At 73.0% G+C, this 15,087-nt stretch carries 12 protein-coding genes; 7 read left to right on the top strand and 5 right to left on the bottom strand.

The features are described from left to right. Positions 1-304: 304 nt before the first annotated feature. Positions 305-2,959, top strand: a complete 2,655-nt coding sequence (locus tag K4S16_RS33390) for an ATP-binding protein (protein ID WP_235037228.1) — start codon at positions 305-307, stop codon at positions 2,957-2,959. A gap of 1 nt (position 2,960) precedes the next feature. Here the strand turns inward: K4S16_RS33390 and K4S16_RS44615 are convergent, their stop codons facing one another. Together K4S16_RS44615 and K4S16_RS33375 are read right to left on the bottom strand one after the other, a co-directional pair. Further along, complete coding sequence (locus K4S16_RS44615) at positions 2,961-4,022, bottom strand: hypothetical protein (protein ID WP_160161113.1); 1,062 nt, start codon at positions 4,020-4,022, stop codon at positions 2,961-2,963. Between the two features lie 106 nt (positions 4,023-4,128). Then, positions 4,129-5,727 (bottom strand): hypothetical protein, encoded by a 1,599-nt coding sequence (locus K4S16_RS33375; protein WP_149263054.1) that lies wholly within the window; start codon positions 5,725-5,727, stop codon positions 4,129-4,131. A gap of 356 nt (positions 5,728-6,083) precedes the next feature. On the opposite strand from K4S16_RS33375, the gene K4S16_RS33370 reads away from it, so the two are divergent. The 3 genes from K4S16_RS33370 (at position 6,084) to K4S16_RS33360 (ending at position 9,599) form a co-directional block, all read left to right on the top strand. Then, on the top strand, positions 6,084-7,334 hold the full coding sequence (locus tag K4S16_RS33370) for a Mur ligase family protein (protein WP_149263053.1): 1,251 nt from the start codon (positions 6,084-6,086) through the stop codon (positions 7,332-7,334). Next, complete coding sequence (locus K4S16_RS33365) at positions 7,324-8,040, top strand: type 1 glutamine amidotransferase (RefSeq protein WP_149263052.1); 717 nt, start codon at positions 7,324-7,326, stop codon at positions 8,038-8,040. Before K4S16_RS33370 ends, K4S16_RS33365 begins: the two co-directional genes overlap by 11 nt. Positions 8,041-8,165: 125 nt before the next feature. Then, on the top strand, positions 8,166-9,599 hold the full coding sequence (locus K4S16_RS33360; RefSeq protein WP_200842264.1) for a metallophosphoesterase family protein: 1,434 nt from the start codon (positions 8,166-8,168) through the stop codon (positions 9,597-9,599). Between the two features lie 27 nt (positions 9,600-9,626). On the opposite strand, the gene K4S16_RS33355 is transcribed toward K4S16_RS33360, so the two are convergent. Together K4S16_RS33355 and K4S16_RS33350 are read right to left on the bottom strand one after the other, a co-directional pair. After that, complete coding sequence (locus K4S16_RS33355; protein ID WP_149263051.1) at positions 9,627-10,283, bottom strand: SDR family oxidoreductase; 657 nt, start codon at positions 10,281-10,283, stop codon at positions 9,627-9,629. A gap of 93 nt (positions 10,284-10,376) precedes the next feature. Next, positions 10,377-10,973 carry a TetR/AcrR family transcriptional regulator gene (locus K4S16_RS33350; protein ID WP_235037227.1) on the bottom strand — a complete coding sequence of 199 codons (597 nt, stop codon included), beginning with the start codon at positions 10,971-10,973 and terminating at the stop codon, positions 10,377-10,379. 51 nt (positions 10,974-11,024) lie between these two features. Between K4S16_RS33350 and K4S16_RS33345 the strand changes: the two genes are divergently transcribed. From K4S16_RS33345 to K4S16_RS33335, 3 genes are all read left to right on the top strand, one after another. Beyond that, the gene (locus K4S16_RS33345) at positions 11,025-11,957 is read left to right on the top strand and encodes an NAD(P)-dependent oxidoreductase (protein ID WP_235037226.1); all 933 of its coding nucleotides are present in this window, start codon (positions 11,025-11,027) and stop codon (positions 11,955-11,957) included. Positions 11,958-12,009: 52 nt separating this feature from the next. Further along, complete coding sequence (locus tag K4S16_RS33340; RefSeq protein ID WP_149263050.1) at positions 12,010-12,663, top strand: maleylpyruvate isomerase N-terminal domain-containing protein; 654 nt, start codon at positions 12,010-12,012, stop codon at positions 12,661-12,663. 115 nt (positions 12,664-12,778) lie between these two features. Continuing rightward, entirely contained in the window at positions 12,779-13,309 is a 531-nt protein-coding gene (locus tag K4S16_RS33335) for a DinB family protein (RefSeq protein ID WP_149263049.1), read from the top strand. Positions 13,310-13,316: 7 nt separating this feature from the next. Here K4S16_RS33335 and K4S16_RS33330 read toward each other — a convergent pair whose 3' ends face one another. Beyond that, entirely contained in the window at positions 13,317-14,336 is a 1,020-nt protein-coding gene (locus K4S16_RS33330; RefSeq protein WP_149263048.1) for a TerC family protein, read from the bottom strand. Positions 14,337-15,087: the final 751 nt, after the last annotated feature.

Genomic DNA, 15,087 nt, shown 5'->3' with positions numbered 1-15,087 from the left:
TGGTGGGGTTCAGCAGGGTGGGCCCCCGGCGGTCATGCAGGGGAGGCCGTTCGTGTTGCCGGGGCCTTGGTATCGGATTCAGGCGATTCCGGCGCCGCAGCGGGAGGGGTCCGCGGAGTGGGACTTTGTGAGTGTGCTGCCTGCGGCCTTGTCGGCGGCGCGGTTGGGGCGGCCGTTCGTTGTCGGGTGGTTGTCGGCGGGGGGCGGGGCTCCGCTGGAGCTGATCACGAATGCGGGGCCCATCGGGGCGCCTGAGGCCGGGGCCGAGACGCATGGGCTGCTGTTTCCGAGCGGTGCGCGGGGTGTGCCGATCGGGGACGGGTGGTTGCGGCAGGCCGAGCGGATGGCGTGGACGAGGTGTCCCGGACGGCTCGCGCCACAGGGCTCCGGTGGTGGTCCGGGGCTGTTCGAGGCGACGCTCGTCACGTTGATGGAGCGGCCGTTCGGGTGGTTCGTGGTCGCCGATCCGTGCGACGAGCGGCTGATCGACAGCGAGATGCGCGAGCTGCACCACGAGTTGCGGATGTTGCGGCGGGGCGAGGACGAGCACGCTCGGCTCGCCGTCGCGCGGGCCGATCGGCGGCTCGCCGAGCTGGACGCGTTCCGCGAGGCCGGGCTCTGGCAGGTCCGGGTGGTCGCGGGGGCGGCGTCGCAGGCGGAGCTGGGGCAGATCGCGCCCGTGCTGGTCGGGTCGATGGAGTTGGGGCACCATCCGTACCGGCTGCGGTCGGGGCAGGGGAGCGGGGCGTTCGCGGAGATGCTGGCACCGGGGGCGGCGCCCGCGCCGGTGCGGGCGGCGGCCGAGCCGGAGCAGCGGTTCCCGTTCGTCGCGACGGCGGGGGCGCTCGCGGCGCTGGCGGGGCTGCCGCGGCGGGAGGTGCCCGGCCTGCGGGTGCTGGACGCCGGGTACTTCGACGTGACGTCCGAGACCGCGCCGGCGAGCGGGGAGGCGCAGATCGAGCTGGGCGCCATCCTGGACGGCCAGGACCGCGAGGTCGGGCGGTTCACCGTGCCGCGCTCGACCATCAACCGGCACGTGTTCGTCACGGGGGCGACGGGCGCGGGCAAGTCGCAGACCGTCCGGCACCTGCTGGAGCAGCTCACCCGGGCCGGCGTGCCGTGGCTCGCGATCGAGCCGGCGAAGTCGGAGTACGCGGCGATGGCGGGCCGCATCCAGGATCTCGGCGGGCCGGTCACGGTCGTCAACCCCTCGGACCCGGACTCGGTGCCGCTGTCGGTGAACCCGCTCGCGCCGGAGCCCGGCTACCCCGTCCAGGCGCACATCGACATGGTGCGGGCGCTGTTCCAGGCCGCGTTCGACGCCGAGGAGCCGTTCCCGCAGATCATGGCGCAGGCGCTGCAGCGCGTCTACGAGAACAACGGGTGGGACGTGGTGACGGGCGGGGGCGTCCCCGGGTCGCTCATCGAGCCCGCCGTGCCGACGCTGGAGCAGTTGCAGAACGCGGCGCTCCAGGTCATCCAGGACGTGGGCTACGGGCGCGAGCTGATGGCGGACGTCCAGGGGTTCGTGGACGTCCGGCTGCGGTCGCTGCGCATCGGGTCGGCCGGACGGTTCTTCGAGGGCGGCCACCCGGCCGACATCGGCGGGATGCTCCGCGACAACATCGTGCTCGCCATCGAGGACGTCGCGAACGACGAGGACAAGGCGTTCCTCATGGGGACGCTCATCATCCGCATCGTCGAGCACCTGCGGATGCGCGAGCGCAAGCGCGACCGCGCCGCGGGCGCCGCGCTGCGGCACGTCATCGTGATCGAGGAGGCGCACCGGCTGCTGCGCAACCGCGGGCCCGAGCGGGGCAGCTCCCACGCCGTCGAGCTGTTCGCCGGGATGCTCGCCGAGATCCGCGCGTACGGCGAGGGCATCATCGTCGCCGAGCAGATCCCGACGAAGCTCGTCCCGGACGTCATCAAGAACACCGCGCTGAAGGTCGTGCACCGGCTGCCCGCGTTCGACGACCGGCACCAGGTCGGCGCGGCGATGAACCTGGACGGCGACCAGTCACGCGAGGTGGTGTCGCTGCGTCCGGGCGTCGCCGCCGTGTTCGCGGACGGCATGGACCGCCCCCTGCGCGTGCGGGTGCCGCTGGGCGAGGGGCGCGAGGCGGAGCTGCCCGGCCCGCCCCCGCCCGTGGACGGGCGGCGCTCGGCCGCCTGCGGGTGCGAGTGCCGGTCGGGGCGCGCCTGCACCCTGTACGAGCTGCGCGAGGCGGACCTGATCGCGGGCCATGCCGACTGGGCGTGGCTGCGCCTGTGGGCCGACACGCTCGTCCTGGCGCATGCGGTGAACCGCCCGGTCCCGTCCGTCCCGCCGGAACTGGCGCGTTCCTGGTCGCGGCTCACGCCGCGGCTCCGCGAGTGCGCGCTGGCGACCGTCCTCGAACGGGCGGTGACCCGGCGGTCGCGGGGGCTGCGCACCGCCTATCCCCCGTCCGACCTCACCGCCGCGGCCGCCGAGGCCGCGCAGCGCCTGCTCGGCGGCGGCGCGCCGGGCGGGGCCCCGGGGCCGCACTGGGTGATTCCGCAGGTCAGGTGGCTGCACGAGCTCGACAGGCTGTTCCCCTACGGTGGCGACGCGCCCGACAAGCACGCCCCCGCGCCGCCGCTGGACTACCAGCTGCCCGGCCTCAAGCAGCAGCCGGACGCCAAGCTCGGCCACCGGCTCCGCGCCCTGCGCCGCCATCCGCTGTCGATGGAGCTGAAACGCAACCGCCCCATCGCCGGGACCGCCCTCTACGGCGACGACGACCAGGCGGGCTTCTTCCAGGACCTGGTCGTCGTCGCCATCGGTGTCGACGAGGACGAGCAGATCGAGCACGTCGCCGGGACGATGCGCGTCACCGAATGGCTGGAACCCGTCCTGAGCTGGTACGACCGGTTCATCACACCGTTCGAGGACCCGGACAAGGGTCTTCCGTTCCTCAACCCGCAGCCCGAGTGACTCAGATGTCGCTCTCGCCGCGGGCGGGAAGGCCCGCCTTCTCCGCGACCGGGTTCCAGTAGCCGATGAACTCGCTCTTGGCGGAACTGGCGCGCTGGTTGACGTCGGCGACCTCGCCCTCGGACGGGCAGCCGGGCGCGGCGGCCAGGTAGCGCTGGTTCGACTCCGTCGACGCTTCGAGGGCGCGGACGAGCGCGGCCTTCATCTCCTCGCCGTTGAGGAGCGCGCCCACCTCCAGGCCCCGCGCCTTCGCCAGCTGGCCGCGGCGCTGGTCGAGGACGCGCCGCACGCCGTCGACGGGGCAGCCCTGGGTGACGACGGTGCCGAGTTCGGAGCGGGTGCCGCCCATGTCGTCCAGCAGGCCGTTCACGACGGCCGCCTGCGCGTCGAGGTCGCCGCCGCTCGTGGGGCTGTCGGACGCGGACGCCGCGCCCTGGCTCTGCCCCGTGGACGGCCCGGAGGCTGTGGGCGGCGGAGAGTCCGACCCGCTCGGCCAGAACACGATGCCCAGCGCCAGCCCGATGAGGAGGACGACACCCGCCGCGCCCAGGAAGTAGGGCAGCGTGCTGCGCTTCGGCGGCGCCGGTGGCTGCCAGATCGCGGGCTCGGCCCAAGGGTCGGCCCACGGCTCGGGAGAGAGGTGGGTGGTCCGCTCCTCGGCGGGCGGCATGTGGAGCGTGTGGTCGGGCTGCGCCTCCCACTGGACCGGGTTCTGGCCTTCCCACGGCGGCGGCACCGGATCGCGCGGAACCGGCACACCCCCCGCCGCCGGGCTCTCGCCCGGAAGGCCTCCGCCCGGCGCGTACCCGCCGAACCCGCCGCCGCTTCCTGGAGCGCCGCCGACGGGACCCCCGCCCGGCGCACCTCCGCCCGGTGCGCCTTCTCCCATGGAGGCGCCGCTGAACGGGTTGCCCCCGTAGGGGGCGCGGAGCGTCTCGTCCTGGGTGGTCGCGTCGTCCGCGCCCGGCGGGCTCGGCGGGGCGCCGAACGGGTCGCGGGACGTGTGGTCCTGGACGGTCGCGTCGGCGCCCGGCGGGGCGTCGAGGGGCGCTCCGCAACGCACGCAACTGGGCGACGACGAAGCGGAGTCGGTTCCGCAATTCGGACACCGCATGACGGCCCCCTGCCCCGTGAGAACGAACGGTCAGAGAATACTGCGTGACCGACCGTTACACCCGTTTCCAACTACGCTGCGGCTGATCGGTCTTCTTCGCGACGGGGTTCCACAGGACGACGAACTGCCTCTTCGCCAGTGTCGCGCGCTTCTCGGCGGCCGCCCGTCCGGGAACCTGCGCGGCGCTCGGGCGCGGCTTGCCCTTGCACTTGCGCTGGTTCGCCTGCGCCCACTGGAGCAGCACCTGGTCGACCTGGAGGGACGCCCCCAGCGCCTGGTTCAGCGAGCCGCGCAGCCGCTCCCCGTTCGCCAGCTTGTCGACCTTGAGGTTCTGCGTGCGGCGCATCTGGTTCGTGCGGCGCTGCGCGACCGTCTGGAACCCCTGGATCGCCTGCGGCAGCGTCTTGCACTTGCCGGCCCGGCCGAGCGCCCCGGCGAGGATCCGGCGGGTGTCGACGCTGTCGTTCAGGATCCCGTTGAGGGCCGCGGCCTGCTGCTTCATCTCGGGCGGGATCGCGTTCTTCTGCGCGACCTGCTTCTGGGACGCCGCCGGGGACGGGCCCGGGCCCGACGGCGAGTCGTCGCCGGACGGCCACACGACGAACGCGACCGTGCCGACCGCGACGGTGACGAGCGCGGCGACGGCGGCGATCAGCGGCTTGCTCGTCCCGCTCTTGCCCTGGCCCTGCGGGAACTGGCCCGGCGGGTATCCGCCGAACGCGGGGTCGCCCGGACCCATCGGGCCCATGGGCTGCATCCCGGGGCCCATCGGGCCCTGCTGCATCGGACCCGGCTGCATGGGCCCCTGCTGCATCGGCCCCGGGCCCATGCCGCCCATCGGGGGAGGGCCGCCCATGGGGTAGCCGGGGTCCATCCGCGTCTGGTCGAAGTCCCCGCCGAAGCCCTGGTCGCCGGGCATGGCGAGGGCCGCTCCCGGGCCGGGCGCGAGCTGCGTCGCCTCGGGGTCCGGGAAGGCCGGAGGCTGGGCGGCGCCGGGCGGCTGCTGCCCCCATACCTGCGTGGCGTCGGCCTCGCCCTCGGGCTTGCGCGGCTGCGCGAACCACGAGTCCGGGACGATCGACTCAGTCGGCGGGGGCTGCTCCTGGAGCCCGAACGGGTTCGATCCGCCCGGGGCCGGCGGGGCGGGGTCGTTCGCGGGCGGAGCCTGCTGCCCGCCCGCCCACGCGGGAGGCGGGGGCGGGGTGCTGAAGCCGCCGGACGCGTCGTCGTCCTCGTTGGGGTCGAACGTCCAGGCCGCGGTGTCCTCGGGGCCGGGGGACGGCAGCGGGGACGCGACGGCGGGCGTCGGAGCCGACGCGGTAGCCGGCGGCTCGGCGTAAAGCTGGAGCGGCGGCTGCGCCGGAGACTCGGGGGCGCCCTGCGGACCGAGGTCGGGCATGCCCTGCGGGCCGGGCCGCATCCCCAGGTCGGGCGCCGCGGGCGGCTGCGGGCTCGGGGCCCAGGACGGCGTGGGCGGCGGCACCATCATCGTCCGGTCGCCGAGCGCCTCGGCGCCCCCCGCCGCGGGAGCCTCCGCGACCGGAGCCGCCAGCGTGACGGCGGGCCCGACCGAGTACACGTCGATCGGCGCCTCGCAGTGCGAACACTTGCCGAGCGTCCCAGGCGTGTCATTCCCGCACGTCGGACACTGCATCGCTCAGACCTCGCCTTATAGCCGCTTGCCCACGCTTGCGATCCAGGCCCGCCGCCCGGGGCGGGCACCGCTCCCCGCGTGATCAGCGGGGCTCCCGACAAAAGTAGTGGGTGACGCCGTTCTTGGACGCGTGGTTGGGAATCCGGCACACCGCAGTCGGAGGTCGCACGCAATCACGACATGTCGGTACTGGTCAAGATTGCCGCCAGTGGTTTACCGGCATCGCTGTGATGCTGCTCACATTGTGCACCGGTGGTGCGGAGCACGTCCCCCGAACCGCCCGGCGCGCCGCGAAAGCCCCACTCAGCGGCTAGGCTCGGAGCGGTTTCCCGGCGCATCCAGAGAAGACGGAGTCCATGAGCGATCTTCCGCTGCGTTCGCAGCTGGCCGTCGCGCTCGGTCGTACGGCCGCCAAGATGTCCCGAATGGCGGGCCGCGGGGACGGCTCGGTGATCGGCGGCCGGGTCGGCCTCCGGCTCGACCCGGAGCTGCTGACCAGGCTCGCCAAGGACCGCAAGCTCGTCCTCGTCAGCGCCACCAACGGCAAGACGACGACGACCCGGCTGATCACCTCGGCGATGACGCCGCTCGGAGAGGTCGCCACCAACGCGTTCGGCGCCAACATGCCGACCGGTCACGTGTCGGCGCTGGCGTCCGCGCCGTCCGCCCGCTACGGCGTGCTGGAGTGCGACGAGAAGTACGTCCCGATGGTCCTGAAGGAGACCGGGGCGAACGTCGTCGCGCTGATGAACCTCAGCCGCGACCAGATGGACCGCGCCGCCGAGATCTGGCTGCTGGCCGGCAAGTGGCGGCGCGCGCTGGAGGCGTCCCCGACCAGCCACGTCATCGCCAACTGCGACGACCCGCTGGTCACCTGGGGCGCGTCCACCGCCAAGAGCGTCACGTGGGTCGCCGCGGGCCAGCACTGGCGCGAGGACTCCTGGTGCTGCCCCGAGTGCGGCGGCCCCCTCGACCGGCAGGACACCGACGAGGACAGCGACTGGCGCTGCCGGCAGTGCCACTTCTCCCGCCCCCGCCCCGACTGGGCGCTGAAGGGCGACACGATCACCGCCCCGGACGGCCGGGCGTACTCCCTCACCGGGCTGTCCCTGCCCGGCCGCGCGAACCGCTCGAACGCGCTGATCGCCCTCGCGGTCGTGGCGCAGTTCGGCGTCCCGCCCGAGCAGGCCCTGCCGCTGCTGTCGCAGGTCACCTCCGTCGCCGGGCGCTACACGACGGTCGAGCACCAGGGCCGCTCGATCCGGCTGCTGCTGTCGAAGAACCCCGCCGGATGGCTGGAGGCGTTCGACGTCCTGCAGCCCGCGCCCGGCCCGGTCGCGCTGTCGATCAACGCGCAGGGCCCCGACGGCCGCGACACGTCCTGGCTGTGGGACGTCGACTACCGCATCCTGCGGGGCCGCCCCGTCTGGGTCACCGGCGAGCGCCGCATCGACCTCGCCGCCCGGCTGGAGGCCGCCGAGGTCTCCTTCACGGTGGTGGACGACATCGACCAGGCGGTCATGGCCGTCCCGCCCGGGCACCTGGACGTGATCGCCAACTACACCGCCTTCCAGACCATCCGAACGAGGTACGGCCGTGTCGTCTGACCGCATCAAAATCGTCTGGATCTACCCGGACCTGCTCAGCACCTACGGCGACCAGGGCAACACGATCGTCCTGGAGCGGCGCGCGGCGCTGCGCGGCATCCCCACCGAGACCGTCAGCCTCCGGTCGGACGAGCATGTCCCCGCCGACGGCGACATCTACCTGCTCGGCGGCGGCGAGGACCGGCCGCAGATCCTCGCGGCGCAGCGGCTGCGGGGCGACGGCGGCCTCGCGCGGGCCGTCCAGTCCGGCGCGGTCGTGTTCGCGGTCTGCGCGGGCTACCAGCTGCTCGGCCACGAGTTCGGCGGCGAGGAGGGCCAGCCCGTGCCGGGCCTCGGCCTGCTCGACATCCGCTCGGGCCGCGGCGAGCAGCGCGCGGTCGGCGAGGTCGTCGGCGACGTCGCGGCGGAGCTGAACGTCCCGCGCATCACCGGCTTCGAGAACCACCAGGGCGTCACGCAGATCGGCCCGAACGCGCGCCCGTTCGCGAAGGTGGTGCACGGCGTCGGCAACGGCGACGGGAACGGCTTCGAGGGCGCCTACAGCGGCCGGATCCTCGGCACCTACATGCACGGCCCGGCGCTCGTCCGCAACCCCGGCCTCGCCGACCTGCTGCTCCGCTGGGCCGTCGGCAGCGACCTGGCGCCGCTGGACGACTCGTGGGCCGGGCGCCTGCGCGAGGAGCGCCTCCAGGCGGTCATGGGCTGACCCCGCGTTCATAGACCGAAGCGACCCGGCCGTTTCGGGGTGGTTCGCCACTCGACGGCCGGGTTCATCGGTCCTTGTCCGTTTGGGTCTGGTGCGGGGGACCGGGCGCTGCCACCGTAGCGATCGTGATCTGCTGCCGGCCTTCTCGCCGGGCGCTCCTGCGCTGGAGTGCCGTCGTCGCGGGCGCCTCGCTCCTGCCCACCGTCGAGCCGTCGCCCGCGCGCGCTTCGGACGACGTCCAGCCGGTGAACCTCGAACTGGTCACCGTCACTGAGACGACGGCCGTCCTCACCTGGTACACGGGTCTCCCCGGGACAGATGACGGCCTGGGGCGAATGCAGCCCGCGCCGTCCGACGCCGAGGTCCTCTACGGGACGCACCCGTCGCGCCTCGACCGCGTCGCCCATGGACCGTCCGGCACCCCGTACCACTACGTCGAGCTGACCGATCTGGAGCCGGGCCGCACGTATTACTACAGGGCCCGCTCCCGAGGACGGGACGCCGCCCCCACCTGGCTGGCCGCAGGCCAGGCGGCGGGCACTCCCTACGGAGACGTCTTCGCGTTCACGACCCCGCAACCGCCCCCGGGCCGCCACCTCTTCTCCGTCGCCCTCTGCAACGACCTCCACCTGGGCGAGACCGTCGCCGGGCTGGTGGGCCAGCTTCCCTGGATCAAGGGCATCGAGCAGGTGCCCGGCCACCCGCCGTATCCCGAGGTCATGGCGAAGGCCCTGATCGCCGACGCGCGGGCCAGGGGCGCCGAGTACCTGCTCGCCGCCGGGGACATATCGAGCGAGGCGGCGCCCGCCGACCTCGCGAGCGCCAAGAGCATCCTCGACACCTTCGGGACCCTGGGCGGCGACTACCTGATCGCCCGCGGCAACCATGACCGCGCCCATTCCGGGGAGCGGTACGGCGAGTGCAGCCCCGGGGAGCACCAGGGGAACGACTGCTTCAAGGACGCCTTCTCCCCGTCCGGGCGGACGTACTTCTCCCACGACCTGCGGGGCCTGCGCGTCATCGGCCTCGACACCTACGACAAGCCGGGCGACGGCGGCGACTCCGGCGGCCTCTCCGCCGAGCAGCACGCCTGGTTCGAGGCGGAGCTGAAGAAGGAGCCCGAGCGGCCCACCCTCGTCTTCGGCCACCACCCGCTCTTCACCGAGAACGACCCGCTCTCCATCACCGGCGCCCACTCCCTCGACGCGGGCCAGTCCCTGCGGATCCTCACGGCCTACAACCGGGCGCCCGGCGTGTTCCTCCACCACGCGGGCCACACCCACCGCAACCAGCGGTCCGTGTTCCCGCTCGCTCCCCGGGTCGTCCAGCAGGAGGTCGGGGCGGTGAAGGAGTACCCGGGCGGTTTCACTCTGCTGCGCGTCCACACCGGCGGCTACGCCCTGAACTTCTACAAGACCCGCGCCGACGAGGCCCGCGCCTGGAGCGAGCGCAGCCGCCAGGAACTCTCCGGCCAATGGCCGCAACTGTCGCTCGGAAACCGCCCCACCGACCGCAACACGGTCGTCGGCCGCGACCTGTCCGGCCTTTCCGGGGCGTGAGAATCACCGCAGGGCGGTGAGGTTCCGTCAGCCGTCGTAGGGGACGTGCGGTGTCCATTCGCCGTCGGGACGGGTGACGGCCTGCCACATGGCGTCGGCGATCGGGGGTGGTGAGAAGGGCCCCTCCTTGGCGAGCACGCCGTTGACCTGCACCGCGACCGCGCGGATGCCGTCGGGTGCCAGGGTGGCGTCGAGGCTGGTGACGAGGTTCCGCACGGCGGCCTTCTGCACGCCGAGCGACGCGGCCCTGTGCGCGGGGTGGTCCGCCGCCGCCGACCCGGTGACCAGCACCCGGGCGCCCGACCGCATGAACGGCCGCGCGGCCTGGACGGCGGGCAGCAGCGCGCCGGCCCCGAACGCCACGTCCTCCAGGAGTTCGGCGACGCTGAGGTGCAGCGGATCCTTCTCCCGCCACGCGCTGGGGTTGAAGTGCAGGACGTCGATCCGCCCATGGCGTTCGCCCGCCCCGCCGATCACGTTGCCGACGTCCGCCGGATCGGTCAGGTCCACCCCGGCGCCCTCGGCCTCGTACCCCTCTCCCCTGAGGGTCGAGGCCAGGGACTCGGCGTGGTCGGCCGAGTGCGTGACCAGCACGGCGACATGACCCTCGCGGGCGAAACGGCGGGCCACGGAAAGCCCCAGGCCGGGACCGGCGCCAAGGACGACACAGACGGGTGTGGTCATACCGAGGATTCTCCTACGGACTCGAGGATCAGCGGCACCGGCCCGCCCCACCGACCGGACCCACGGATTTGCGGCACACCGCTGAAACATCCATCAGCGGGGGACATGGGAGTCGAGGAAGGGGGCCAGTTCTCGGGCCACGGTGCGCAGGGGGCGGGTGCTCTGCTCGGCTCTGGCCAGGAGGATCGCGCCTTCCAGGGAGCTGACCATCAGGGTCGCGAGGGCCGTCGCCCTGCGGGACGGGACGCCCATCGCGGCCAGCTCGCGGGCGATCGGCCGCCGCCAGGCGGTGAAGGCGGCGGCCGCGGCCGCGCGAGTGGACTCCACCGACTCGGCGCAGTCGACCGTGGCGGCGGCCACGGGGCAGCCGCGGTCGAACCCCGTCGCCTCGAACTCGTCGATCCACTGGCGGACCATCGCCGCGAAGAGTCGCCCCGGGGTGGGGCGCGCCATGGCGGCCATGAAGCGGGCGACGCGGTCGCTCGCGTAGCGTCCGGCCCACTCCACGGCCTCGTTGACCAGTTGCTCCTTGCCGCCGGGGAAGTAGTGCTGCAGCGAGCCGCGCGGCGCCCCGGCGTGCTCGGCGACCTCGCGCAGGCCGGTCGCCGTGACGCCGTCGCGGCGGATGAGCTGCGCCGCGCTGAAGACCATCCGCTCCCGCGGACCCCGCTCACCGGTCGCCACGGCCACCCTCCGAAGAATATTTCACAGGCTATTGCCCTATCTACCTGGATCATTATCATGACCACTGTCATAACTCGCAAGGGTGCGGAGGCGATGGTGGACAAGGACGTCGGTTTCATCGGCCTCGGCGTCATGGGACGGCCCATGGCGCTCAACCTCGTCCGGGCGGGGACCGGGCTCGTCGTCTGGAACCGCACGGCCGCCAAGTGCGAGCCCCTGCGCGCGGCGGGGGCGACGGTGGCGGACGACCCCGCCGACGTCTTCCGACGTGCGCGCGTGGTGTTCCTCATGCTGGCCGACGGTCCCGCCATCGACTCGGCTCTGGGACGCGGTACGCCGGCTTTCGCGGCGAACGTCCGGGGCCGGGTCGTCGTCCACATGGGGACGACCTCGCCGGGCTACTCGCACGGCCTCGAAGCGGACGTCAGGGCCGCCGGCGGGCGGTACGTCGAGGCGCCCGTGTCCGGTTCGCGGGGGCCCGCGGAGTCCGGGGAGCTCATCGCGATGCTGGCCGGGGAGGCGCCGGCGGTGGCCGAGGTCCGCCCCCTGATCGGCCCGATGTGCGGCGAGGTGTTCGTCTGCGGGCCGGTTCCGCAGGCGCTCCAGATGAAGCTCGCCGTCAACCTGTACCTGATCACCATGGTCACCGGGCTGGCCGAGGCGTTCCACTTCGCCGAGCGGCACGGCCTGGACCGGCGGCGGCTGCTGGACGTGCTCGACGCCGGCCCGATGGCCAGCACCGTGTCGCGCGCCAAGGGCCGCAAGCTGCTCGACCGCGACTTCGCCGTCCAGGCGTCCATCCTCAACGTCCTGGACAACAACCGCCTCATCGCGGAGGCCGCCCGCGCCGCGCGGCTCGCCTCGCCGCTGCTGGACGTGTGCCACGCCCTCTACGGCGAGACCGCCGCGCTGGGCCACGGCGACGCCGACATGGCCGCGGTCGTGCACGCTCTGGAGGCCCGGACGGCCGCGCCGGCCACCGCCGTCTAGGGCGCCCGAATTCGCTTGTCCGCCGTTCCGGCCCGGCATTACCGTGCCGAAAGTGGACCACTTCTCACGCTCGTGGACGGCACTGCTAGCGGCGGTCGCGGGCCTGCCGGACGAGGACTTCGAACGGCCGTCCGGCTGCGCCGGCTGGCTCGTGCGGGACCTGGTGTGCCACCTGGTCATCGACGCCCAGGACGTCCTGATCACCCTGGCCACGCCCGCCGGCACCGAGCCGACCGTCGACGCGGCCACCTACTGGAAGCTCGTGGAGCCGCCGACCGGCGACGACCCGCTGGACGCGCTGATCCCCCGGCTGGCCGCCGCCTACGGTGAGCCGCGGCTGCTCAAGTTCCACCTCGACGACGTCGGCCAGGCGGCGGGCCGCGCGGCGCGGCTCGCCGACCCCGCCGTCCTCGTCGGCACCCAGGACGAGGTCCTGACGGTCGGCGACTACCTGTCCGCCTACGTGGTCGAGTGGACGCTGCACCACCTCGACCTGGTCGCGCACCTGCCGGCGGGACCCGAGCCGCCCGCCGAGACCCTCGCGGCCGCGCGTGCGCTGCTGGAGAAGATCGCCGGGAGCGAGTTCCCCGCCTCGTTCTCCGACAGGGACGCGCTGCTGGTCGGCACCGGGCGCCGCGCGCCGACCGGCGTGGAGAAGGCCGAACTGGGCGATCTCGCCGCAAGAGTGCCCTTCGTCCTCGGCTGAGCGGCGCACCGGCTCGATCCCATACCGGCAGACGGGGCGAAGCAGGTCAGAATATGACCGCCATGGTTCCTAGCGTGGACGTGTACGGGGAACGACACGACCGAAGGCGGAGACCATGGACGTCAAGAACGCACCGAACGTCACGGGGGAGCGGGCCGACCTGCTGGCGGAACTCGCCAAGGCGCGCCACTTCCTGCGGTTCACCACCCGGGACCTCACGGACGAGCAGGCCGGGATGCGGACCACGGCGAGCGAGTTGTGCCTGGGCGGTCTCGTCAAGCACGTCACGTCCTGCGAGCGGAGCTGGGTGGACTTCATCCTCGAAGGGCCCTCCGCGATGGGCGACTTCACGCAGATGACCGAGGAGGACTTCGCGCGGCGCGCCGACGAGTTCAAGATGCTGCCCGGCGACACCCTGGCCGGTGTGCTGGACGCCTACGCCGAGGTGGCGCGCCGGACCGACGAACTGATCCCGGCCCTTCCCGACCTCGACGCCGTCCACGAGCTGCCCAAGGCCCCGTGGAACACCGAGACGCACTGGTCGACCCGCAGGGTGCTCCTGCACATCATGACCGAGACGGCCCAGCACGCGGGCCACGCCGACATCATCCGGGAGTCGCTGGACGGCGCCAAGAGCATGGGCTGAGCCCGGGTCAGCGGGCGGCCGGTTCCTCCTCGCGGGGCTTCTTCTCGCGGCGCTTGCGCAGGGAACCGGCCTTCGCCCTCTCCTCCGGGTGGTGATGGACGCGGACCAGGCTCGCCCCGGTGGTGAAGAGCAGGATCACCAGGATCACGCCCAGGGAGAGCGTCGTCGGGATCTCGGGAACCGACTCCGTGACGTCCTCGTGCAGGAACTGCAGGATCAGCTTCACCCCGATGAACGCGAGGATCACCGAGAGGCCGATCGACAGGTAGACGAGGCGTTCGAGCAGGCCCTCGATGAGGAAGTAGAGGGCCCGCAGCCCGAGCAGGGCGAACGCGTTGGCGGTGAAGACGAGGAACGGGTCCTTGGTCACGCCGAACACGGCCGGGATGGAGTCCAGCGCGAACAGCACGTCCGTGCTGCCGATGGCGACGAAGACCACCAGCAGCGGGGTCATCACGCGCTGGCCGTCCTCGTGGGCGAGCATGCGCCCGCCGTGGAAGTCCTGGCTGACGGGCAGGATCTGGCGGGCGCGCCGGACGAGGAAGGTGTCCTCGACGTCGGGCTCCTCGTTGCGGTGCCGGATGAGCTGCACCGCCGTCCAGATCAGGATCAGCCCGAAGATCAGGAAGGTGAAGGAGAACAGGCTGATCGCCGCGGCGCCGATCGCGATCAGGACGGCCCGCAGCAGCAGCGCGGCGGCGATGCCGAACAGCAGCGTCTTCTGCTGGTACTCCTGGGGCACCGCGAACTTCGCCATGATGATCACGAAGACGAAGAGGTTGTCGACCGACAGGCTCTTCTCCACGATCCATCCGGAGAAGTACTCGGTGCCCGCGGTCGACCCGGCGAGGAGCCACACGGCCCCGCCGAACAGGACCGCGACGGCGATGTAGAACACCGACCAGAACGTCGCCTCCCTGAGCCCCACCGCGTGCGGCCGCCGGACGGCGACCAGCAGGTCGAAGACGAAGAGGGCGACGATCAGTGCGATCGTCGCGCCCCAGGCCCACAGGGGTATGTCGACCATCCGGCGGCTCCAGTCTCGGGGGTGCGTCGGCAGTCCTATTTCCGTTCTCCGGCCGTTCTACCGCCACGGCTCCCTGCCGCGGGCGCGAGGAAGCGGCCCCCGGAGCCGGGTACTCAGGCCGTCCTGAGTACCCGCGCCGATGCCGCCGGAGCCGGCGGGCGGCCATGCTTCCGCCATGGACACCTCCCGCTGGCGCCCGCCGGCCCTCGCCGCCAAGGCGGCCCTCCTCGCGCTGCTGGCCCTCGCCGTCGCCTTCCCCGAATGGGACCGGTTCGCGGACAAGGCGATGGGCGTGCGGGTGGCCGCGTACCCCGCCGCCGTCATGGTCGTCACGCTCGTCTGGGCGCTGCGCGGCCGCGGGCGGCCCTTCCCGTGGGACGTCGACCTCCTCGTCACCGCCCCCTTCGTCGTGGACGTCGCCGGGAACGCCGCCGACCTCTACGACACGGTCGGCTGGTTCGACGACGCCTGCCACTTCGGGAACTGGGCCCTGCTGAGCGCCGCCGCCGGCACCGCCCTGCGCCGCTGGGCCGGCCTCAGGTCGTGGACGCTGGCCCTGACCTGCACCGGCCTGGGCGCCGTCGCCGCCATCCTGTGGGAGTTCTTCGAGTACGGCGTCTTCATCCTCGACACCCCCGAGACCGTCACGATCTACCGCGACACCATCGGCGACCTCATGCTCGGCCTCGCCGGTTCCGCCGTCGCGGGCGTCGGGCTGGCCCTGCGCGGCACCCTTCCGCGAAAGGCCCGC

Origin of the sequence: Actinomadura sp. K4S16 (assembly GCF_008327685.1) — a bacterium.
GTDB lineage: Bacteria > Actinomycetota > Actinomycetes > Streptosporangiales > Streptosporangiaceae > Spirillospora.
Note: the sequence above shows the minus strand (reverse complement) of the source record. Positions and strands in the feature narration are given on the sequence as shown.

Excerpts from the sequence above, each read along its gene's own strand:
- K4S16_RS33375 (WP_149263054.1), bottom strand. The coding sequence starts at position 5,727 with ATGCAGTGTCCGACGTGCGGGAATGACACGCCTGGGACGCTCGGCAAG.
- K4S16_RS33370 (WP_149263053.1), top strand. The coding sequence starts at position 6,084 with ATGAGCGATCTTCCGCTGCGTTCGCAGCTGGCCGTCGCGCTCGGTCGT.
- K4S16_RS33355 (WP_149263051.1), bottom strand. The coding sequence starts at position 10,283 with ATGACCACACCCGTCTGTGTCGTCCTTGGCGCCGGTCCCGGCCTGGGG.
- K4S16_RS33345 (WP_235037226.1), top strand. The coding sequence starts at position 11,025 with ATGACCACTGTCATAACTCGCAAGGGTGCGGAGGCGATGGTGGACAAG.
- K4S16_RS33335 (WP_149263049.1), top strand. The coding sequence starts at position 12,779 with ATGGACGTCAAGAACGCACCGAACGTCACGGGGGAGCGGGCCGACCTG.
- K4S16_RS33330 (WP_149263048.1), bottom strand. The coding sequence starts at position 14,336 with ATGGTCGACATACCCCTGTGGGCCTGGGGCGCGACGATCGCACTGATC.